A 21,576-nucleotide genomic window follows, 5' to 3' on the forward strand; every position below is an offset into this window, starting at 1 on the left:
GTCAGGCCGATTTTGCCACTTCCTGGTCGCGCAGCGCCCGACGCAGGATCTTGCCGACGTTGGTCTTCGGCAGTTCGTCCCGGAACTCGATGTACTTCGGCACCTTGTAGCCGGTCAGGTTGTGCCGGCAGTACTCACGCAGCGCCTCCACGGTGAGGCTGGGATCCTTGCGTACCACGAAGATCTTCACCACCTCACCGGACTTTTCGTCGGGTACGCCGATGCATGCCACCTCCAGCACGCCCGGATGGGCTGCGACCACGTCCTCCACCTCGTTGGGATACACGTTGAACCCCGACACAAGGATCATGTCCTTTTTGCGGTCCACCAGCTTCACGAAGCCTTCCGGGGTCAGCACAGCCATGTCCCCCGTGGCTAGGAAGCCTTCGGCGTCGATCACCTTGGCCGTCTCGTCAGGGCGGTTCCAGTAGCCCTTCATCACCTGCGGTCCCTTGATCCACAGCTCACCCCGCTCACCAGGGGCCACGGGCTTGCCATCACCATCGCGGATCTCGATGTCCGTGGAAGGCACCGGTACGCCGATGGTGCCGTTGTATTCTTTCAGATCCATCGGGTTGATGCACGCCGCCGGGCTGGTTTCCGTCAATCCGTAGGCCTCGATCAGCGGCACGCCCGTGACCGCCTTCCATTGGTCGGCCACCGCCTTCTGCACGGCCATGCCGCCGCCCAGCACCACGCGCCACGTGGAGAAGTCGATCGTTTTGAAGTCTGGATGGTGAAGCAGGGCGTTGAACAGCGTGTTCACGCCGGTCATCGCGGTCACCTTGTACTGTTTCATTTCCTTGATGAAGCCGGGGATGTCGCGCGGATTGGTGATCAACACATTCAGCGCCCCCACCTTGGTGAACACCATCAGGTTCGCGGTCAGCGAGAAGATGTGATACAGCGGCAGGGCAGTCACAATGACTTCCTGACCTTCCCGTACCACCGGCTTCACCCACTCTCCGGCCTGCAGCATGTTGGCGATGATGTTGCGGTGAAGCAGCATGGCGCCCTTGGAAACACCCGTGGTGCCCCCAGTGTATTGCAGGAAGGCAATGTCATCGTGGCCGATGTCCACCGGTGCCGGCGCTTTGTGCGCACCGCGGGCCAAGGCATCCTTGAAGCCAATGGCGCCCGGCAGACGAAAAGGCGGTACCATCTTCTTGACCTTGCGCACCACCAGATTGGTGATCAGGCCCTTGGGGAAGCCCAGCAGGTCGCCAATGGTAGCCAGGATCACGTTCTTGACCTTGGTCTTGCGGATGACCTCTTCCAGTACGCTGGCAAAGTTTTCCAGGATGACGATGGTTTCCACGCCTGCGTCATTGAGCTGATGCTCCAGCTCGCGCGGCGTATAGAGCGGATTGACGTTCACTACCGTCATGCCAGCGCGCAGTGTACCGAAGACACTGATGGGGTACTGCAGCAGGTTGGGCATCATCACCGCCACGCGGTCGCCCTTCTTGAGCCCCAGACCATGCTGCAGGAAGGAGGCAAAGTTGGCCGAAAGCCGGTCGAGGTCGCTATAGGTGAGGACCTTGCCCATGTTGGCCATGGCCGGGCGATCGCGGAATTTGGCCGCACTGCGTTCGAAGACTTCCACCACCGAGCGGAATTCGTTCACGTCGATCTCGTGGCTTACCCCAGGCTGGTAATTCTTCAGCCAGACCTTTTCCATGTTGTGCTTCTCCATCGTGCGTGCGGGCGTTTCCGCGAAGCGGAGCCCAACGAGTGTCGTAGTTGCTGCGTTAGCTATTGTTATGGCCCGGCAAAGCCTTTTCGGGCGCAGTTAATTTACAGGAGAGTGACTGGCCCGCAAAGTGGGCCCATGACAGCGGCCTTGCCCCGTCCCGTTTCCGCAACCCGTGCGCGTGGTTCCCTTTTCGCGCTGAATGCATTAGAATCCAAGTATTTAGGGATGGGCGGCTCGCCCATTTTTTGTTTCCGGAAACCGCAATGGATGTACGTTCTCTTCTAGACAACACGCTGCCCGGCCTGGGGTACGAGCTCGTCGATTTCGAGCTCGCCCCAGGGGGGAGCTTCCGTGTGTTCATCGACAAGCCCGGTGGCATTACCGTCGAGGACTGCGTACAGGTCAGCAACCACCTGACCCGCCTCTTTACTGTAGAAAATGTGGATTACGAGCGCCTCGAAGTCTCCTCTCCCGGGCTGGACCGCCCTCTCAAGAAGGAGGCCGACTTCGTGCGCTTCACCGGGCAGCTGGCCAAGATCCGGACCCGCCTGCCGATCGAACAGCAAAAAAGGTTCTTGGGCCGTCTGGCCGGCGTCGAGGATGGCGCCGTCAAGCTCGAGGTCGAAGGACGCACCGTGGTGATTCCGTTCAGCAACATCGACAAGGCCCGGCTGGAGCCGGAGTTCTGAGTCGGATGCGGACCCGCGCAAAGGATAAATTTCGGAGGATTGCATGAGTCGCGAGATTCTGTTGCTGGTGGATGCGCTGGCAAGTGAAAAGAACGTAGCCAAGGAAGTGGTGTTTTCGGCGCTGGAACTGGCGCTCGCTTCGGCGACCAAGAAGAAGTTCAACGAAGACGAAGTGGATGTGCGCGTCGAGATCGACCGCCAGACGGGCCAGCACCAGTCCTTCCGTCGCTGGACGGTTGTGGAAGACGACATGGTCGAGTTCGAGGCCCGTGAGATCGGTCTGACCGATGCCCGCGAGCGCGACCCACGCGCGGAAGTGGGCGGCGTGATCGAGGAGCCGCTGGAAGCCGTCGAGTTCGGTCGCATCGGTGCGCAGACTGCCAAGCAGGTCATCCTGCAGAAGATCCGCGATGCCGAGCGCGAACAGCTGCTGAACGACTTCCTGCAGCGCCGTGAACATCTGGTTACCGGGACCGTGAAGCGCATCGAGCGCGGCAATGCCATCGTAGAATGCGGCAAGCTAGAAGCCGTGCTGCCGCGCGAGCAGATGATTCCGAAAGAGAACCTGCGCGTGGGCGACCGCGTGAAGGCCTATCTGCTCCGTATCGACCGTCTGGGTCGTGGTCCGCAACTGATTCTGTCGCGCACAGCACGCGAATTTCTGGTCAAGCTCTTCGAACTCGAAGTGCCCGAAATCGAGGAAGGCATGCTGGAGATCAAGGAGGCAGCCCGCGACCCGGGAATGCGCGCCAAGATCGCCGTCAAGGCCAACGACCCGCGCATTGACCCGCAGGGTACCTGCATCGGCGTGCGCGGCTCCCGCGTCCAGGCTGTAACACAGGAACTGGCCGGCGAGCGCATCGACATTGTCCTCTGGGCACCGGATCCGGCCCAGTTCGTCATCAATGCGTTGTCACCTGCAGAGGTAAACCGCATCATGATCGACGAAGACAATCACAGCATGGATGTGGTCGTCGAGGAAGAGCAACTGGCCCTGGCTATCGGCCGTGGAGGCCAGAACGTCAAGCTCGCCGCCGAGCTGACCGGCTGGTACCTCAACATCATGACCGTGGCCGAGGCAGAGGAAAAGCATCAGGCCGAGGATGCCGCCCTGCGCGAACTCTTCGTCACGCACTTGAGCGTGCCGGAAGACGTGGCCAATACGCTGGTGCAGGAAGGCTTCACCTCGCTGGAGGAAGTGGCCTATGTACCGATCAACGAAATGCTGGAAATCGAGGGCTTCGACGAAACCCTCGTGAACGATCTTCGCAGCCGTGCCCGCGACGCACTCCTCAACCTTGCGATCGCGTCCGAAGAGAAAGTGGAAGCAGCCTCCGACGATCTGAAATCGATCGACGGCCTGAGCGCGGAGATGATTCGCACCTTGGCCGAACAGGGGGTTGTGACCCGCGATGACTTGGCGGATCTGGCCGTGGACGACCTGACCGACATGATCGGCATCGACGCGGAGGCTGCCCGCGCCATCATCATGAAAGCACGCGAGCACTGGTTCAACCAGTAAGGCTCCGCAAGGATTCGAGGAAATTTGGGAACACGCATGGTATTGACTAACGTAAGACAGTTCGCAAGCGAAATTGGCATGTCTCCGGATCGGTTGCTGGAGCAGCTGAAAGCGGCGGGCGTAGCCAAGCGTTCGCTTGACGACACCCTTTCCGAGCAGGACAAGTCGCAGCTTCTGGGATACCTGAAGCGCGCACATGGGGGAGCGGCAGGCAACAGTGCCATTACCGTAACCCGCAAGCAGACGAGCGAGATCCGCACCGCTGACGGCAGCACCGTTCGCGTCGAAACCCGCAAGAAGCGGGTGGTGGTTCGCCCCGAAGATGCGCCCGTTGCAGCAGCGCCCGCCGCGCCGCAGCCGGCCGTAGCGGTGGCCGAGCCTGTGAAGGCGGAAGCACCGATCCTTCCGGCAGAAGCGCCGGTTGCGCCTGTCAAGGTAGAGACCCCCGTGGCACCGGTAGCGGCTACACCGGAAAAGGTGGAAGAAAAGCCGGCCCCTGCTCCGAAAGCAGTTGTCGAGCCCGCCAAGGCGGAGCCGAAGCCTGCTGCCGAGGCGCCCAAGGCAGAAGTCAAGCCCGAACCGGCCAAGCCGGCTCCGCGCGCAGCTGCGCCCACTCAGGCTTCCATTTTGACGCCTGAGGAGATCGCAGCGCGCGAAGCCGAGGCACGCCGCCAGGCCGAGTTCCGCGCTCGCCAAGAGGCGCTGATGCGCGAGAAGATCGAACGGGAAGAGCGCCGTCAGGCTGCCCGAGCCGCTGCACAGGCGGCCGCCCAGGCTCCGGCGCCTAAGCCTGCAGAGCCCGCACCACGTGCTGCCGAGGCACGGCCGGCTGCTGACGACCGTCGCGGTCCGCGTCCCGCTGCTGGAGCACCGACACGCAGTGGTGCACCGGCTGCGCGTCCGGCCCCGGGTGGCCAGGGCCGTCCGGCTCCCGCTGCCGCGCCTGCGCCGGGTAGCGCCCGTCCGGGTAGTCCCTCTGCCGACAAAAAAGGTAAGAAGGCCGGCGATCGCAGCTGGGATGACAACGGCAAGAAAGGCCGCGGCCTCAAGACCCGTGGCGGGGATGCCGGAAACGACTGGAAATCCCGCAAGGGCGGCAAGAATAAGTCCGGCGGTGGCCAGCACGCCTTCCATGCGCCCACCGAGCCGATCGTTCACGAGGTGTTGGTGCCTGAAACCATCACCGTGGCCGACCTCGCCCACCGTATGGCAGTAAAAGCGGTAGAGGTGATCAAGGTGCTCATGAAGATGGGCATGATGGTGACCATCAACCAGGTACTGGACCAGGAAACCGCCATCATCGTAGTGGAGGAAATGGGCCACGTGGCCAAGGCCGCCCAGGCAGATGATCCGGAGGCCTATCTGGAAAACACTGACGGCGTGACCGAGGTCGAGGCGCAGCCGCGTCCGCCGGTCGTGACCGTCATGGGTCACGTCGACCATGGCAAGACATCGCTGCTGGACTACATCCGTCGTGCCAAAGTGGCGGCGGGCGAGGCCGGTGGCATTACCCAGCACATTGGTGCCTACCATGTGGAAACCCCGCGCGGTGTGGTCACCTTCCTGGATACGCCGGGGCACGAGGCGTTCACCGCCATGCGGGCTCGCGGTGCCAAGGCCACCGATATCGTGATCCTCGTGGTAGCGGCCGACGATGGCGTGATGCCGCAGACGATTGAGGCCATCCACCATGCCAAGGCGGCCAAGGTGCCTATCGTGGTGGCAGTGAACAAGATCGACAAGCAAGGCGCCAACCCCGAGCGTATCCGTCAGGAACTGGTTGCCCAGGAAGTTGTACCGGAAGACTGGGGTGGCGATGCCATGTTCGTCGAGGTTTCGGCCAAGACCGGACAAGGGATCGATCAACTGCTCGAGGCGATTCTGCTGCAGGCCGAGGTGCTGGAACTGACTGCCCCGAAGGATGCGCCCGCTAAGGGTGTCATCGTCGAGGCCCGTCTCGATAAGGGCCGTGGCCCTGTGGCCACCTTGCTGGTGCAGTCCGGCACCCTGCACAAGGGGGACATCGTCCTCGCCGGCACCGCCTTCGGTCGTGTCCGTGCGATGGTGGACGAGAACGGCAAGCCGATCGACGCAGCCGGTCCATCGATCCCCGTGGAAATCCTGGGGCTGTCCGATGTTCCGTCCGCTGGCGAAGATGCAATGGTGCTGGCCGACGAGAAGAAGGCCCGTGAGATTGCGCTGTTCCGTGCAGGTAAGTTCCGCGACGTACGTCTTGCCAAGCAGCAGGCTGCCAAGCTCGAGAACATGTTTGCCCAGATGGCCGAAGGTGAAGTTCAGACGCTGTCCATCATCATCAAGGCAGACGTGCAGGGTTCCTACGAAGCGCTGGCTCAGAGCCTGCAGAAACTGTCGACGGACGAAGTGCGCGTCAACATCCTGCACTCGGGTGTCGGGGGGATTTCCGAGTCCGACATCAACTTGGCGATCGCCTCCAAGGCCATCGTGATCGGCTTCAATACTCGTTCTGATGCCGCCGCCCGCAAACTTGCCGAGTCCGAAGGCGTGGAGATCCGCTACTACAGCATCATCTACGATGCGCTGGATGACGTGAAGGCGGCCATGTCGGGCATGCTCTCGCCAGAGAAGAAGGAGCAGGTCATCGGTACGGTGGAGATCCGCCAAGTGATCACTGTCTCCAAGGTGGGCAACATCGCCGGTTGTATGGTGACCGACGGTATCGTCAAACGCAGCGCCTCGGTGCGTGTGATCCGCGACAACGTCGTGATGCACACCGGCGAGATCGACTCGCTCAAGCGCTTCAAGGACGACGTCAAGGAAGTGAAGCAGGGCTATGAATGCGGTCTGATGCTCAAGAACTTCAACGACATCCGTGAAGGCGACCAGCTGGAAGTGTTCGAAATCGTGGAAGTGGCCCGCACGTTGTAAGTTGCCGGCTCAGGGCGGGTGCCGCACGCTTGGCGAGCGGCACCCGCCTTGTCATTTCTGCCCTATTTAGGAAGGACCCATCATGCCCAAACCCAAGAGAGGCTTTGCCCGTGCCGACCGTGTGGCCGATCAGATCCAGCGCGACCTGGCCGAGCTGCTGCGCAAGGGGCTGAAGGACCCGCGTGCCGGCTGGGTCACGATCACAGCCGTTCAGGTCGCACGTGACTACTCACATGCCAAGGTGTTTTACACCGTGATGGACAGTGCTACCCGCGATGCTACGCAGGCAGCGCTGGAGCATTCTGCAGGTTACCTGCGCAGCGAGCTGGGCCGTAACCTGCAGATGTTCACCACGCCGCAGCTGGTGTTCGTCTATGACGAGTCCATCGAGCGCGGCATGCGCATGGATCAGCTGCTGGCACAGGTGGCCCGCGAGGACGCCGCCCGCCAGGGTGAGTCTGATGAAGGAGCGCCCTCCCCACCTGCGGATGAGGCGGGCGAGGCACGCGAATGAGCAAGCCGCGCCGTCAGCGGGAAGAAGTGAATGGCGTGCTGTTGCTGGACAAGCCCTTGGGACTGAGTAGCAACACCGCTCTGCAAAAGGCGCGCTGGCTTTACAATGCCGCCAAGGCCGGCCATACCGGTGTGCTGGATCCGCTGGCGACAGGCCTGTTGCCGGTATGTCTGGGTGAAGCGACCAAGTTCTCCTCGTTCCTGCTGGATGCGGACAAGTCTTACCGGGCCACGGCCCGGTTTGGCGTGACCACTACCACGGGTGACGCCGAAGGCGAGGTGGTACGCGAACGCCCGGTCGCTTTCGGCCAAGCGGATCTTTTGGCGGCCTTCGAACGCTTCACTGGCGAGATCGAACAGATTCCGCCGATGTACTCCGCCCTCAAGCATCAGGGCAAGGCACTCTATGAATATGCACGGGCCGGGGTGGAAATCGAGCGGGCGGCACGTACCGTCACGATTCATTCGATCACCCTGGTTGCCTTGCAGGAGGAGAGTGCGGTATTCGATGTGGTGTGCAGCAAGGGTACCTATATCCGCACCTTGGCCGAAGACATCGGCGAACACCTTCACTGCGGTGCCCACCTGACTGCCTTGCGCCGCACAGGCACTGCCGGGTTCAGCCTGGATGACGCCGTCACACTTGAAGCGCTCGAGGCACTGGATCGCACAGAGCGCCATGCGCGCCTCCTGCCTGTGGACGTACTGGTCGGGCATTTGCCGGCCTGCAGCCTTGACGAGGTCGCTGCTGGCCGCTTCCTGCATGGCCAAGCCGTGCACGTAACCGAAAACCATGCCATAATGTCGCGCTTTCGCGTGTACCGCTCCGGCGGACGCGGATTCCTGGGGCTTGGGGAGCAACGTGCCGATGGCATGCTGCATCCGGTCAGGCTCCTGGCAGCACACGCTGCCGGCTGAGGAGCAGGGATGGGTTCTGGCTCGCCCTGCTTGTCGGGTAGCAATACCCTCATTTAAAAACTGGAGTTACAAAAATGGCCGTTACGACTGCGCAAAAAGCAGACATCGTCAAGGATTTTCAGCGCAAGGAAGGCGACACCGGGTCCCCGGAAGTGCAGGTTGCACTGCTGACCGCACGTATCAATGACCTGACCCCGCACTTCAAGGCCAACACCAAGGACCACCACAGCCGCCGTGGCCTGCTGAAGATGGTAAGCCGTCGTCGTCGCCTGTTGGACTACCTCAAGCGCACTGATGCCGAAGCCTACCGCGCCCTGATCACCCGTCTGGGTCTGCGCAAGTAACCATTCAGGTACGAAAAAGTCGCAGTCCGCTGCGACTTTTTCGTTTTTCCTGACTGATGCACCATATTGTCTGCAACGGGGGGAGCCTCTAGGCCTGCGAAGCCGCACCGGACCGGTCCGCAATCCTAGGGGTTCCCGTTGTTTTTTGTATTCCTGCATCAACGAAAAGGGAAACCCGTGTTCAATAAAGTGACCAAATCGTTCCAGTACGGCCGCCACACCGTGACGCTCGAAACCGGCGAAATCGCCCGTCAGGCCTCCGGCGCCGTACTGGTGACCGTTGAAGAAACCGTTGTGCTGGTGACCGTGGTTGGCAGCAAGAACGTCAAGCCGGGCCAGGATTTCTTTCCGCTAACCGTCGACTATCTCGAGCGCACCTACGCGGCCGGCAAGATCCCCGGCGGCTTCTTCAAGCGCGAAGGCAAGCAGTCCGAGAAGGAAGTGCTCACCAGCCGCCTGATCGACCGCCCGCTGCGTCCGCTGTTCCCCGAGGGCTTCTTCCACGACGTGCAGATCGTCGCCACCGTGATGTCGCTCAACCCTGAAGTGGACGCCGATATTCCGGCTATGATCGGTGCCTCCGCAGCACTGGCCATCTCGGGCATTCCGTTTGCGGGTCCGATCGGCGCCGCTCGCGTTGGCTACGCCAATGGCGAATACATCCTCAACCCGACCAAGACCGAGCTGGAAACCTCCGAGCTGGATCTGGTCGTCGCCGGTACCGAACGTGCCGTGCTGATGGTCGAGTCCGAAGCCAAGGAGCTGCCCGAAGCCGTGATGCTTGGCTCCGTCGTTTTCGGCCACGAGCAGATGCAGGCTGCCATCCGCGCCATCAACGAGTTCGCGGACGAAGTGAACCCGGTAATGTGGGACTGGGCTCCGCCGGCCAAGGATGAGGCGCTGGTAGCCCGCATCCACGAAATCGCAGGCGAAAAAGTGGCCGCCGCCTTCCGTCAGCGCCAGAAGCAGGTGCGTAGCCAGGCGCTGAATGAAGCCTGGGACGAAGTAAAGTCCGCACTGATTACCGAAGACACCGACACCCTCAAGGCCAACGAGATCAAGGGCATCTTCAAGGAGATGGAAGCCTCGATCGTGCGTGGCCAGATCCTTGCGGGCGAGCCCCGCATCGACGGCCGCGACACCCGCACCGTACGCCCGATCAGCATCCGTACCGGCATCATGCCGCGTACGCATGGTTCCGCGCTCTTCACCCGCGGTGAGACGCAGGCCGTGGTGGTGACCACGCTGGGTACCAAGCAGGACGAGCAGATCATCGACGCGCTGGCCGGGGAATACACCGACCGCTTCATGCTGCATTACAACTTCCCGCCGTACTCCACCGGTGAAGCCGGCCGCATGGGCCCGCCCAAGCGTCGCGAGATCGGCCACGGCCGTCTGGCCAAGCGTGCACTGTTGCAGGTATTGCCGTCCGAAGCGGACTTCGGTTACTCGATGCGCGTAGTGTCGGAGATCACCGAGTCCAACGGCTCGTCATCGATGGCTTCGGTGTGCGGTGGCTGCCTGTCGCTGCTGAACGCCGGCGTGCCGCTGAAGGCGCATGTGGCCGGGATCGCCATGGGTCTGATCCTGGAAGGCAACCGCTTTGCGGTGCTGACCGATATCCTGGGTGATGAGGATCATCTGGGTGACATGGACTTTAAAGTGGCCGGTACCGAGGCGGGCGTAACTGCCCTGCAGATGGACATCAAGATCCAGGGCATCACCAAGGAAATCATGCAGATCGCGCTGGATCAGGCCAAGGAAGGCCGTCTGCATATCCTCAAGCTGATGAAGGATGCGGTTTCGGGCACGCAGGAACTGTCGCAGTATGCACCGCGCCTCTACGTGATGAAGATCAATCCGGACAAGATCCGTGAAGTGATCGGCAAGGGCGGCGAGACCATCCGCGCCATCACCAAGGACACCGGCACCGAGATCGACATTCAGGAAGACGGCACCATCACCATTGCCTCCGTCTCCAATGAAGGCGCGGAAGCGGCCAAGAAGCGCATCGAGGAAATCACCGCCGAAGTAGAAGTGGGCAAGGTCTACGAAGGCACCGTGGTGAAGATTCTCGACAACAACGTGGGTGCGATCGTCTCGATCATGCCGGGCAAGGATGGGCTGGTGCACATCTCCCAGATCGCCAACGAGCGCATCAAGAATGTTTCGGACTACCTGAAGGAAGGCCAGGTGGTGAAGGTCAAGGCAATCGAGACCGACGACCGCGGCCGCGTCCGTCTGTCGATCAAGGCGCTGCTGGAAGACGAAGCCAAGGTGGCCCGCGAGACTGCCGACTCCTTCGGCCTGAAAACCGATAAGTAACACCGAGTTGCAAGAAGTCAGAAGCCCGCTTTGAAGCGGGCTTTTTTCATGAGGGGGGGTAGTCTGGTGCGGCCAGGAAAGCTTGCCGCAGCCGGTAATAACGCCAGAGGGCGCGACCGTGGGCATGGCCCAGCACTCCAGCCAGCGCCAGGGTGGCCATGCCCAGCAAGGGCGCAGTGGCCGGCCAAGCACACCACAGCAGCCCGCTTGCCAGCCAAAAAAGATAGACCTGCCAGCCGCGTGCCTGCGCGGAGGCATCGATGAAGCCATGCATCGAGGGCAGGGCTCCGCGGGGAGGATGCAGCGCTTTCAGGTGCAGCCAAGCCAGGAACGGGGTGATCTTGTAGAGCATGCCGAACGCCGCCGCACAACCAAACCCTGCCAGCCACAGCCAGCCGGTAGCCAAGGCCCACAACGGGGCCGCTTCGGCCAAGCAGAGGCCCACGGCGAGCGTGAGTTGCGCCAGCAACAGAGCGAGCATGCCTGTCAGCCAGAAGCGGCGTGCGGGGTCGGCCGGACGCCGGCTGGCCTGCAGCCGGCCCAGCGTGAGAAGTGCGAAGCCAGCTGCCGCTCCGATGGCGGGCAGGGCCGCGAGCCGGGGCCAGCCCGCGACAACTGCCAGCGCCCCGAGGAGCGCTGCCAAGGCCAGGGCCGGACTGAAAACGCGCATGAAGCTGGCTGGGTAGGCGGGGGTCAGCATGAACATCGGCACCACGGTCACCGCCACCCCTGCCACCAGCATCAGCAGCCATCCCAGAGCGGCCGCGAGCATGTGCAATTCCAGCAGCCCTGTCATTGGCAAGGGCAGGGCCCATCCGAACACCGCCGCCATAGTGCCGCCGAACAATACTGTGCACAGCAGACCGACTGCGGCAAACGCCAGTGCCCGGCTGGTGGCATCGCGTGCCGGGCTGTTGAGGAGGCCCCGGGTCAGCACCAGCGCGAGCAGGCCAAGCCCCCAGACAAGACAGGCCAAGGCCAGACGGAAGAGCAGTGCCGAAAAGCCGGTGAGGAAGGCGCCTGCCAAGGCACCCACCCCAAGCTGAAGGGGCCAGAAAACTGCCAGCCCCAGGCGCCCGGGGTGGCGGTAGCCCGCCCCCGCCACCACCGCCAGGATCTGCAGGACTGCACCGGCCATTACGTTCCCGAGCACGCCCAGTGCGAGGAGGTGGGTCAGGGCCAGGACCACCGGGCTGAAACGCCCGGCTTCAGCCTGACTACCCCAAGCGAGGCAGACCAGCCCGCTACAGGCCAGCCAAACCGGCATGGCCAAGAAGAACCGTGCCGGCAGTGTGAAGGGTGGGGCTTGGTCGTAGGCAAGAACCGGCTGCATTCAGAGGCGTTCGATATGGAAGATGATGCCGCCATCGCCCGACAGTTCGCTGTGATAGCGGACGCCGCAGGGCTCCAGCAGCGGCAGCAGCGGTGTGGGGAAATGAGGCAGGACGAACGCCAGAGTATCCCCAGGCCGGGCTGCCTCGACCGCATCAAGGATGATTTCCATGGGCTCGGGCGGTACCAGGTCGCGCAGGTCACGTGGGGTCATGCGGGTTCTCCGGCCAGGAGCGCGCCCATGTCCGGCACATGCGCTTGGCACATGGGGTAAAGGATGTTCTCCTCCTTCATGTTGTGCTGCTGCATGAGGATGAGCAGGGTTTCGGCCAACCCCGGGAACGTGGCAAGTCCGGTGCCGGACAGACTGGCTTCCATCTCATCCATCAGGGCGCGCATGTCGGCGTGCTCGCTGCGCATTACCTGCGTGGGGCCACCATGGATGCCGGTGGCTTGCTCGAAGGCCGGAAACAGGCGCTCCTCCTCCAGCCGGAAGTGCGCTTCCATCTGTGTACGGAAGCCGGCGAACGCTTCCTTCGCCTCGCCCACCCGCCCGGCCTGCACGGCGGCCTCGGTGGCGGCAAAAAGGTCGTCGCAGTGGCGGTGCTCATCGATCAGTCTGTTCACGGCAGTCATTTAATTCTCCAGGTCAGCCGGGCTTGCCATCAGCACGCGGCCGCAGCAAGACAGGAACGAAACGTCGGGCCCAGCCGGCAAACACGACCAGCCAGCCCGCAGCAGCAATCAGGTACAGCCAAGGGGTGAACGCAGCGGGCACCAGATCGGCAGCCACCCGCACCAGCGCCAGCAACTGGGCCAGGGTGTACAGACGGCACAGGCCGGGTGAGGCCGTCAGCGGCTGCCCAGAGTGACCCAACATCACGCGTGAGGCGAAGCCCAACAGCATGGTGAGGCAGAAGCCGGTGGTGAGCGCATGCAGCGGTGCCAAGGTAGAGAGGCCGGTGAGCCCGTGCAACACATAGAGGAAGAAGGCAACCGGCAGCCAAGCAAAGGCCAGGTGCAGCATCGCAAGGAGCGGCACGGTCAGGCTGGCCTTCAGATGCCAGCGCCAGAGTGCACAGGCCGACAGGACAGTCAGCACAGCGTCGGGCAACAGGGTGCTCCAGCCCGCAATTGACAGCAGGCCATGCAGCCAGAGCCCGCCCAGAGTGGCAAACAGCCAGCTGCGTGGGCGCCAAGCGGCCCGGCCGGGCAGGGCGCTGGCAGTAAAGAACGGTATCATCCGATGGGAGACAGTGACGAATACCGGCAACAGGCACCCCCAGAGCGCCAGGTCCCGCATCCAGAGCCAGCTGCGAGCATCGCCTGTGGCGAGCCAGTACGCGGCACATGCCAGCCCGACAAGGCCCAACAGGAACGCTAGCGCCACCAGCCGCGCATGCAGGGTGTCGTCCACCTGGCTGCGCCGGATGAGGCGGATGAGCAGCAGCGCCAGCCAGCCCAGGCCGGCCATGTACAGTAGCGTGCCCGTCAGCAGCCAGGGTTGGCCGAACCACAACCCGGCCAGCCACAGGCTCAGGCCCAAGGTCATCAGCGCCGGCACCGGCGCGGCCTCTGCAAGGCGCGGCCCGTCCACTGAAAGCCAGCGGGGGCCGGCCGTCAGAACGAAGCCGGCCATGAAGAAGGGAAAAATGCCGTACAGCATCAAAAAGCCATGGGCCAGCGTGGGGGGTACCGCAAGCGCATGACCGACCGCCGCCTGGCGCATCACGAGTTCGCCCAGCCAGGCAAGCAACAGCAGGGCGCCCGCCAGCAGGCCCGGCAGGAAGGCCAGGCGGTGCGGCGCACGCAACAGGGGCAGGGTGGCAGAATTCATCACAGCAAACCGGTTGGAGGTGGGCGCCAAGTATCGGCGGCAGCCCGTCCCGGCCGGAATGACCCGGATCAAGGATTCAGAAGGCACATCATGAGCACGATTTCTCCCGAGCAGTTCCTGCGACATATCCCGCTCTTTTCCGCCTGTGAACCGGCGCAGCTGGCCAGGTTGGCCGAAGGCGCGGTCGAGCGCCGCGTTGAACGCGGACAGATCCTCTTTCAGCCGGGGGATGCCTGCGACGGTATGCATGTGCTGGTGGTCGGGCGGGTGAAGATCGTACTCGTGGCCCGCAATGGCCAGGAGAAGGTGCTGGAAATCATCAATCCTGGACAGAGCTTCGGCGAGGCCATCCTCTTCCTGGGCGAGCCGTACCCGGTCATGGCCCAGGCCGTGGAAGACAGTCTGGTGCTGTTCCTGCCCGCCTCCCGTGTGCTGCCGGCACTGGAGGCGGACAACCGGCTGGCGCGGCGCATGCTGGCCGGTCTGTCGATGCGTCTGCGCAGCCTGCTGCGCGATGTGGAGAGCTACACGCTGCACAGCGCGCGCCAGAGGGTGGTGAGCTATTTCCTCAATACGCTGGGTGATGCACCGTCGGGGGTGGTGACGCTTCCTGTGAACAAGCAGCTTCTCGCCTCACGGCTCAACCTCACGCCCGAAACCTTCTCGCGCCTGTTGCAGAAGCTGGGTGAGGAGGCCGGTCTCGTGGTGGACGGCCGCGACATCCGGGTGCCCGATACCGCCGCGCTGCGACGTCTGCTGGACACGCTCTGATCGGGTTTTCCGGCTTTGCGTAATGTCAAAGGTTTTTGTAAACCCATGTCGCAAACCGGATATGGGCGGGGAAAGGGATTCGATTAGAATCGTTTCATAAACCTGAAACCATAATAACCAGAACCCAAGATACAGAAGGAAACCATCAGATGAGCATCTCGATCACCCGCGCCACCTTCGATAAGGTCATGGTGCCCAACTACGGCCCGGCCGGCTTCATCCCGGTCAAGGGGCTGGGTTCCCGCGTATGGGACCAGGACGGCCGCGAATTCGTCGACTTTGCCGGCGGCATCGCGGTGAACGCCTTGGGGCACTGTCATCCCGAACTGGTAGCGGCACTGACCGAGCAGGCCGGCAAGCTGTGGCACGTCTCCAACGTGTTCACCAATGAGCCCGTGCTCAAGCTGGCCACCGCGCTCACCGAGGCTACCTTCGCTGACCGTGCCTTCTTCTGCAACTCCGGTGCCGAGGCCAACGAGGCCGCCTTCAAGCTGGCGCGCAAGTACGCCGCCGACCATTTCGGTACCGACAAGCACGAGATCCTCTCCTGCAAGAACGCCTTCCACGGCCGTACCCTTTTCACCGTCACGGTGGGGGGGCAGCCCAAGTACACCGAGGGCTTTGCGCCGGTGCCGGCTGGCGTCACCCATGTCGAATTCAACAACATCGATTCTCTCAAGGCCGCCATCAGCGACCGGACCTGCGCGGTGGTCATCGAGCCTGTACAGGGCGAAGGTGGCGTGCTGCCGGCCGACAAAGCCTTCTTGGAGGCTGCGCGCGCGCTGTGTGACCAGCACAATGCCCTGCTGATCTTTGACGAGGTGCAGACCGGCGTCGGCCGTAGCGGCTCGCTCTACGCCTACATGGAATATGGCATCGTGCCGGACATCCTCACTTCGGCCAAGTCGCTGGGCGGCGGCTTCCCCATCGGCGCCATGCTCACCACCGAGAAGGTGGCCCGGAGCTTCGGTATCGGCACCCATGGCTCCACTTACGGCGGCAATCCGCTGGCCTGCGCGGTGGCGCTGAAGGTGCTGGAGCTGGTCAACACACCGGCCATGCTCGACGGCGTGCGTGCGCGTCATGCACGGTTGCGCCAGGGCCTGGAGGCCATCAATGCCAAGTACGGCGTCTTCAAGGCAGTGCGCGGTATGGGCCTGCTGATGGGAGCGGTCCTGTCCGATGCTTACGCTGGCCGCGCCAAAGACGTGCTGAAGGCTGCCGAGCAGCATCAGCTGATGGTGCTGGTGGCCGGGCTCAACGTGGTGCGCTTCGCGCCGGCGCTGAACATCGAGGAAGCGGACATCGATGAGGGTCTGGCCCGCTTCGAAGCTGCCATCGCCGACTTCGTCACCCCCCGCTAAGCTTTCTTTCCACGGCGCCACAAGGCGCCGTTATCTTGATGGACATGGTCCGCTCCCTGCGGACCGTGCGTTGCCGCGTGCCTGACGCATGCGGCATCCCTGCGCAAGAGGTATTGCCATGATGATCGTGCGTCCTGTCCGCACATCGGACCTGCCCGCCATCGAACGGATGGCCGTGGCCAGCGGCATCGGCGTCACCAGCCTGCCGAACAATCGCGACAAGCTCTACGAACGCATCCGCCAGTCGGTAACCGCCTTCGAGCACGAAGCCACTGCAGAGACCGGCACCGAATACTACATGTTCGTGCTGGAGGCCGACGGGGAGGTGGTGGGCACCGCCTCGATCAACGCCTCGGCGGGCTTCGACGAGCCGTTCTACAGCTACCGCAGCGAAACCTTCGTCCACGCCTCGCGTCCGCTGAAGGTGCACAACCGTATTCACGTGCTCAACATGTGCCATGACCTGACGGGCATGGTGCAGCTGGCCGGCTTTTACGTCGACCCGGCCCATGCCGCACGCGGCGGGGAGCTGCTCTCTCGTGCCCGCCTGCTGTTCGTGGCGGCTGAGCGCGAGCGTTTCGGGCGCCGCGTGATCGCCGAAATGCAGGGCATTCACGACGACGCCGGGCAGTCGCCGTTCTGGAACGCCATCGGGCGCCGTTTCTTCAATATGGACTTCCTGCAGGTGGAGCAGGCCTTCGTGTCGCACAGCAAGACCTTCATCGCTGAGCTGATGCCGAGCTACCCGATTTACGTGCCGCTTCTGGAAGACGAGGCGCAGAACGCCATCGGCCAGATCCATCCCGCATTCGAGCAGCCTTTCCGCCTGCTGACCCGCGAGGGCTTCGAGGCCGACAACTACATCGACATCTTCGATGGCGGGGCAGTGCTCACCGCCGAGCTGGACCGCCTGCACACGCTGGAGCACAGCTGCGACTGTCCGGTCGGTGTCACCGCCAGCCTGCCGGCTTCGGCCAACCTGCGCCTGGTTTCCAACCGTCGCGTCAGCCAGTTCAAGGCGGCGCTCGCCCGGGTGGCCGTTGTCGAGGGCGTGGCCTACATCAACCCGGACAGTGCGCGCCTTCTGGACGTGGTGGACGGGGATACCCTGCGTCTGACCGATCTACACGATCCGGCCCAGAAAAGCCTGTAAACGAAAGGGGCCTTCACCATGATGATCATTCGCCCTGTCGGTCGCAAAGACCTGGATGGCCTGATGAACCTGGCACGTAGTGCCGGCGTCGGTCTGACCTCGCTGCCGGTCAACGAAGACCGGCTTGCACGGCGCATCAGCCGTTCCGAACTGTCCTTTGCCGGTGAGCTGGATCGAGCCGATCAAGGCTACGTGTTCGTGCTCGAAGACAGCACCACCGGGGCCATCGCCGGCATCTGTGCCCTTGAGGCTGCCGTTGGCCTGAAGGAGCCCTGGTACAACTACCGCGTGGGCACCATCGTGCATGCCAGCGAGGAGCTGGGTGTCTATTCGCGGCACGAGACCTTGTTTCTGTCCAACGACCACACCGGTTATTCCGAACTGTGCACCTTGTTCCTGCACCCGGACTTCCGTGCCAATCGCAACGGCGGCCTGCTTTCCAAGAGCCGGTTCCTGTTTCTGGCGCAGTTCCCCCACCTCTTCGGCAAGGTGGTGGTGGCCGAGATGCGCGGCGTTTCCGACGAGCAAGGCCGTTCGCCGTTCTGGGAGGCGCTGGGCCGCCACTTCTTCTCCATCGACTTTGCCCAGGCCGATTACCTGACCGGCATCGGCCAGAAGGCCTTCGTGGCCGAGCTGATGCCCAAGCATCCCGTCTACATCGACTTCCTGCCGCCTGATGCCCAGGCGGTGATCGGACAGACCCACGAGAATACCCGCCCAGCGGTGGCCATGCTGGAGTCCGAAGGCTTCCGCTACGAAGGCTACGTCGACATCTTCGACGCCGGCCCGACGGTGCAGGCCTATGTTCACGAAGTACGCGCCGTCAAGGAAAGCCGCGAAGTAGCGGTGCGCCTGACCGACCCGCTGCCCGAAGGCGAGCGGCAATGCTATCTGGTCTCCAACACCGCCCTGTCCGGGTTCCGCGTGATTTTGGTCGAGACCGTTGCACCCACCCACGAAGTCTGCCTGACGCCGGAGCAGGCGCAGGCGCTCAACGTAAGCGAGGGCGAGCACGTGCGCTGCGTGGCCCTGTCGCCCAAGGAGGCAAGCTGATGACCACTCATCTCATCCATGACCAGTGGCTGGAAGGCGAGGGCCAGCCGTTTGAGAAAACCGATCCGGCCACGGGCGAACTACTGTGGACAGGACATGCCGCCAGCACCGACCAGGTAGATGCGGCCGTGCGCGCAGCGCGCGCGGCCTTTCCTGCCTGGGCGCGTCTGCCCTTCGATACCCGTGTGGCTATTGTGCGGCGTTTCGCAGAGTGCCTGACTGCGCAGCGCGAAGGGTTGGCCGAAACCATCGCCCGGGAAACCGGCAAGCCGATGTGGGAAGCGCTGACCGAGGTCACCACCATGGTCAACAAGGTGGAGATCTCCATCAAGGCCTATCAGGAGCGTACCGGCGAGCGCAGTGCGCCCATGGGGGATGCCCAGGCCGTGCTGCGCCACAAGCCGCATGGGGTAGTGGCGGTGTTCGGACCTTATAACTTCCCCGGACACTTGCCCAACGGGCATATCGTGCCTGCGCTCCTGGCTGGTAATACCGTGATTTTCAAGCCGTCCGAGCTCACGCCCTGGACCGCTGAGCTCACTGTGCGCCTGTGGCTGGAAGCCGGGCTGCCGGCGGGGGTGATCGGTTTGGTGCAGGGCGCCAAGGAGACGGGAGTGGCGCTGGCCAACCATGCAGGGCTGGACGGGCTGTTCTTCACCGGCAGCTCTGCCACCGGCAACCTGCTGCACAAGGCCTTCGCCGGCCATCCGGACAAGATCCTGGCCTTGGAGATGGGGGGCAACAACCCACTGATCGTGGGGGAGGTGAAGGAAGTCGACGCGGCAATCCACCACGTCATCCAGTCGGCTTTTGTATCCGCCGGCCAGCGCTGTACCTGCGCCCGGCGCCTGCTGGTGCCGATTGGAGAATGGGGCGACAGCTTTCTCGCCCGGCTGGTGGACGTGTCGGCCCGGCTGCGCGTCGGCCGGTATAACGCGGAGCCGGCACCCTTCATGGGCGCGGTGATCTCCAACCCTGCAGCCGAGGCCTTGCTTGCGGCCCAGGCGGCCCTGCGCGGTAAAGGAGGGAAAGTGCTGCTGGAAATGCGGCGGCTGGACGGGCAGGGCGCCCTGCTCACCCCGGGCGTGATCGACGTGACCGCGGTTTCCGAGCGCCCGGACGAGGAGTACTTCGGCCCCCTGCTGCAGGTGATCCGCTACCGTGACGTGGACGAAGCCATTCGCATCGCCAACGATACCCGCTTCGGTCTGGCAGGTGGCGTGCTGTCGGACGAGCGCGCCCTGTACGAGCGCTACCTGCTCGAAAGCCGCGCCGGTGTCGTCAACTGGAACAAGCCGCTCACCGGGGCTTCCAGTGCTGCGCCGTTCGGCGGAGTGGGCGCTTCGGGCAACCATCGCCCCAGCGCCTACTATGCGGCCGACTATTGTGCCTGGCCGGTGGCTTCGCTGGAGAGCAATGCGCTGGCCCTGCCGCAACAGCTTCCGCCGGGGATGACGCTATGAGTGCCTTTGAAGTCAATTTCGACGGTCTGGTCGGGCCCACCCATAACTACAGCGGTCTTTCCTACGGCAACGTAGCCTCCACCGGCAACCAGAAGGCCGTTTCCAACCCGCGCCTGGCCGCCCGTCAGGGACTGGACAAGATGAAGGCGCTGGCGGATCTGGGGTTCAAGCAGGGCGTGTTCGCCCCGCAGGAGCGTCCGGATGTGGCCGCCCTGCGTCGGCTGGGTTTTACTGGAAGCGATGCAGAGGTGATCCGGCGCGCTGGTCTGCAGGCGCCCGCGATCCTTGCTGCAGCCACGTCGGCCTCGTCGATGTGGACTGCCAATGCTGCTACCGTCAGCCCGTCGGGCGATACCGCCGATGGCCGGGTTCATTTCACCCCAGCCAACCTCAACAACAAGTTCCACCGCAGCATCGAACACCCCACCACCGGGCGCGTGCTGAAGGCAATGTTCGGTGACGCACGCCACTTCGTCGTGCATGAAGCCCTGCCAGCACAGATGCACTTCGGTGACGAGGGCGCAGCCAATCACACCCGTTTCTGCGGCCGCTACGACGGCCCGGGGGTGGAGTTCTTCGTGTTTGGTGCTTCGGCCTTCGACAGCCGTTATCCCGCGCCCAAGCGTTTTCCAGCGCGCCAGACTCTGGAAGCCAGCCAAGCCATCGCGCGTTTGCATGGCCTTGACGACGGGCGGGTGGTATATGCGCAGCAGGACCCGGATGCCATCGACAAGGGCGTATTCCACAACGATGTGATTGCCGTCGGCAACGGGAACGTACTGTTCCACCATGAGAAGGCCTTCCTGGATCAGGCCCGTGTGCTCGCTGAACTACACCAGAAGCTGGACTGTCTGGGGACGGAATTTGTCGCCGTCGAGGTGCCCGAGGCCAACGTGACTGTGGAAGAAGCGGTGAAGAGCTACCTCTTCAACAGCCAGCTGCTCTCCAAACCGCAAGGTGGCATGATCATCGTTGTACCAGAAGAGTGTCGCCAGAACGGACGCGTCTGGCAGTACCTAGAAGCGCTTGTGGCTACGGGCGGGCCGATCGACGAGGTGCGGGTGTTCGATCTCAAGCAGAGCATGCAGAACGGTGGCGGCCCCGCTTGTCTCAGGCTGCGGGTAGCGCTCTCGGAGCAGGAACTGGCTGCAGTCAACCCACGTGTCATGATGGACGACAGCCTGTACAGTATGCTGACCCACTGGGTGGATACACATTATAGGGATCGCCTGGCACCGGACGATCTTGCCGACCCAGCGCTGCTCGACGAATGCCGCAGGGCGCTGGATGAGCTGACGCAGATCTTGGGGCTGGGCAGTGTCTACCCCTTTCAGCTGGTCTGAAGGCGTCTGTGACAGAAGCGTTGCAAAACCGCCTCCCTCGGGAGGCGGTTTTGTTTTTGTAGTTTGATGATTGTATCCCGCCATTCGGTAGCGAAATTTTGAATCAAAACATGGTGCGCTTTCGAACATTTTATTGAGAAAAAGCAAGGCTGGCTTTTCGTTATGGAAAACGTCTGTCCAAAAAAAACCATTGTCATGCGCTGTTTGCAACCCTTCACTACCGGCGTAAAGCATGTGACACGCTAAAGTTGACTGATGAAATATTCTTTAAGTATCAAATACTTAAATGCAACTGTTGGGGGGTGTTTTTAAGGGGGTTTTAAGCCGGTTTTAAGATTGACAGTCG

Annotated in this window: 18 protein-coding genes; 13 read left to right on the forward strand and 5 right to left on the reverse strand. The window is 62.9% G+C overall.

Annotated elements, in window-relative coordinates; genetic code table 11:
* Nucleotide 1: 1 nt before the first annotated feature.
* Nucleotides 2–1,681 carry a long-chain-fatty-acid--CoA ligase gene (locus EV669_RS02000; protein ID WP_132097748.1) on the reverse strand — a complete coding sequence of 560 codons (1,680 nt, stop codon included), beginning with the start codon at nt 1,679–1,681 and terminating at the stop codon, nt 2–4.
* Nucleotides 1,682–1,959: 278 nt separating this feature from the next.
* Between EV669_RS02000 and rimP the strand changes: the two genes are divergently transcribed.
* From rimP to pnp, 7 genes are all read left to right on the forward strand, one after another.
* Nucleotides 1,960–2,385: a ribosome maturation factor RimP gene (gene rimP, locus EV669_RS02005; protein WP_054285054.1), complete on the forward strand. Its 426-nt coding sequence runs from the start codon at nt 1,960–1,962 to the stop codon at nt 2,383–2,385.
* A 43-nt stretch (nt 2,386–2,428) separates the two neighbouring features.
* The gene (gene nusA, locus EV669_RS02010) at nt 2,429–3,907 is read left to right on the forward strand and encodes a transcription termination factor NusA (protein WP_054285053.1); all 1,479 of its coding nucleotides are present in this window, start codon (nt 2,429–2,431) and stop codon (nt 3,905–3,907) included.
* Nucleotides 3,908–3,943: 36 nt separating this feature from the next.
* The gene (gene infB, locus EV669_RS02015) at nt 3,944–6,814 is read left to right on the forward strand and encodes a translation initiation factor IF-2 (protein WP_132097749.1); all 2,871 of its coding nucleotides are present in this window, start codon (nt 3,944–3,946) and stop codon (nt 6,812–6,814) included.
* Between the two features lie 82 nt (nt 6,815–6,896).
* Nucleotides 6,897–7,328: a 30S ribosome-binding factor RbfA gene (gene rbfA, locus EV669_RS02020; protein WP_054285051.1), complete on the forward strand. Its 432-nt coding sequence runs from the start codon at nt 6,897–6,899 to the stop codon at nt 7,326–7,328.
* Nucleotides 7,325–8,245 (forward strand): tRNA pseudouridine(55) synthase TruB, encoded by a 921-nt coding sequence (gene truB / locus EV669_RS02025; protein ID WP_132097750.1) that lies wholly within the window; start codon nt 7,325–7,327, stop codon nt 8,243–8,245. The genes rbfA and truB overlap by 4 nt, the downstream gene beginning before the upstream one ends.
* 74 nt (nt 8,246–8,319) lie before the next feature.
* A complete protein-coding gene (gene rpsO / locus EV669_RS02030) occupies nt 8,320–8,589 on the forward strand; it encodes a 30S ribosomal protein S15 (RefSeq protein WP_054285049.1) in 270 nt (89 codons plus the stop codon).
* Nucleotides 8,590–8,766: 177 nt separating this feature from the next.
* Nucleotides 8,767–10,914: a polyribonucleotide nucleotidyltransferase gene (gene pnp, locus EV669_RS02035; protein ID WP_054285048.1), complete on the forward strand. Its 2,148-nt coding sequence runs from the start codon at nt 8,767–8,769 to the stop codon at nt 10,912–10,914.
* A 46-nt stretch (nt 10,915–10,960) separates the two neighbouring features.
* Here pnp and EV669_RS02040 read toward each other — a convergent pair whose 3' ends face one another.
* From EV669_RS02040 to EV669_RS02055, 4 genes are read right to left on the reverse strand one after another with little or no spacing between them, the layout of a single operon-like run.
* Nucleotides 10,961–12,247 (reverse strand): hypothetical protein, encoded by a 1,287-nt coding sequence (locus tag EV669_RS02040; RefSeq protein WP_132097751.1) that lies wholly within the window; start codon nt 12,245–12,247, stop codon nt 10,961–10,963.
* Nucleotides 12,248–12,460 (reverse strand): DUF2249 domain-containing protein, encoded by a 213-nt coding sequence (locus tag EV669_RS02045; protein ID WP_132097752.1) that lies wholly within the window; start codon nt 12,458–12,460, stop codon nt 12,248–12,250.
* Nucleotides 12,457–12,882: a hemerythrin domain-containing protein gene (locus tag EV669_RS02050; RefSeq protein WP_055433549.1), complete on the reverse strand. Its 426-nt coding sequence runs from the start codon at nt 12,880–12,882 to the stop codon at nt 12,457–12,459. Before EV669_RS02050 ends, EV669_RS02045 begins: the two co-directional genes overlap by 4 nt.
* A 13-nt stretch (nt 12,883–12,895) precedes the next feature.
* Nucleotides 12,896–14,083 (reverse strand): NnrS family protein, encoded by a 1,188-nt coding sequence (locus EV669_RS02055; protein WP_132097753.1) that lies wholly within the window; start codon nt 14,081–14,083, stop codon nt 12,896–12,898.
* A 90-nt stretch (nt 14,084–14,173) separates the two neighbouring features.
* Between EV669_RS02055 and EV669_RS02060 the strand changes: the two genes are divergently transcribed.
* From EV669_RS02060 to astB, 6 genes are all read left to right on the forward strand, one after another.
* On the forward strand, nt 14,174–14,854 hold the full coding sequence (locus EV669_RS02060; protein ID WP_054285044.1) for a Crp/Fnr family transcriptional regulator: 681 nt from the start codon (nt 14,174–14,176) through the stop codon (nt 14,852–14,854).
* A gap of 149 nt (nt 14,855–15,003) precedes the next feature.
* Nucleotides 15,004–16,218: an aspartate aminotransferase family protein gene (locus tag EV669_RS02065; RefSeq protein ID WP_132097754.1), complete on the forward strand. Its 1,215-nt coding sequence runs from the start codon at nt 15,004–15,006 to the stop codon at nt 16,216–16,218.
* Between the two features lie 118 nt (nt 16,219–16,336).
* Nucleotides 16,337–17,371, forward strand: coding sequence for an arginine/ornithine succinyltransferase subunit alpha (aruF, locus tag EV669_RS02070; protein ID WP_054285042.1), 1,035 nt, complete (start codon nt 16,337–16,339; stop codon nt 17,369–17,371).
* An 18-nt stretch (nt 17,372–17,389) separates the two neighbouring features.
* Nucleotides 17,390–18,424: an arginine N-succinyltransferase gene (astA, locus tag EV669_RS02075; protein ID WP_054285041.1), complete on the forward strand. Its 1,035-nt coding sequence runs from the start codon at nt 17,390–17,392 to the stop codon at nt 18,422–18,424.
* Nucleotides 18,424–19,887, forward strand: a complete 1,464-nt coding sequence (astD, locus tag EV669_RS02080; RefSeq protein WP_132097755.1) for a succinylglutamate-semialdehyde dehydrogenase — start codon at nt 18,424–18,426, stop codon at nt 19,885–19,887. The genes astA and astD overlap by 1 nt, the downstream gene beginning before the upstream one ends.
* The gene (astB, locus tag EV669_RS02085; protein ID WP_132097756.1) at nt 19,884–21,230 is read left to right on the forward strand and encodes an N-succinylarginine dihydrolase; all 1,347 of its coding nucleotides are present in this window, start codon (nt 19,884–19,886) and stop codon (nt 21,228–21,230) included. The genes astD and astB overlap by 4 nt, the downstream gene beginning before the upstream one ends.
* The last annotated feature ends 346 nt before the right edge of the window (nt 21,231–21,576 follow it).

The sequence above is a fragment of the Gulbenkiania mobilis genome (genome assembly GCA_004346645.1).
Lineage (GTDB): Bacteria > Pseudomonadota > Gammaproteobacteria > Burkholderiales > Chromobacteriaceae > Gulbenkiania > Gulbenkiania mobilis.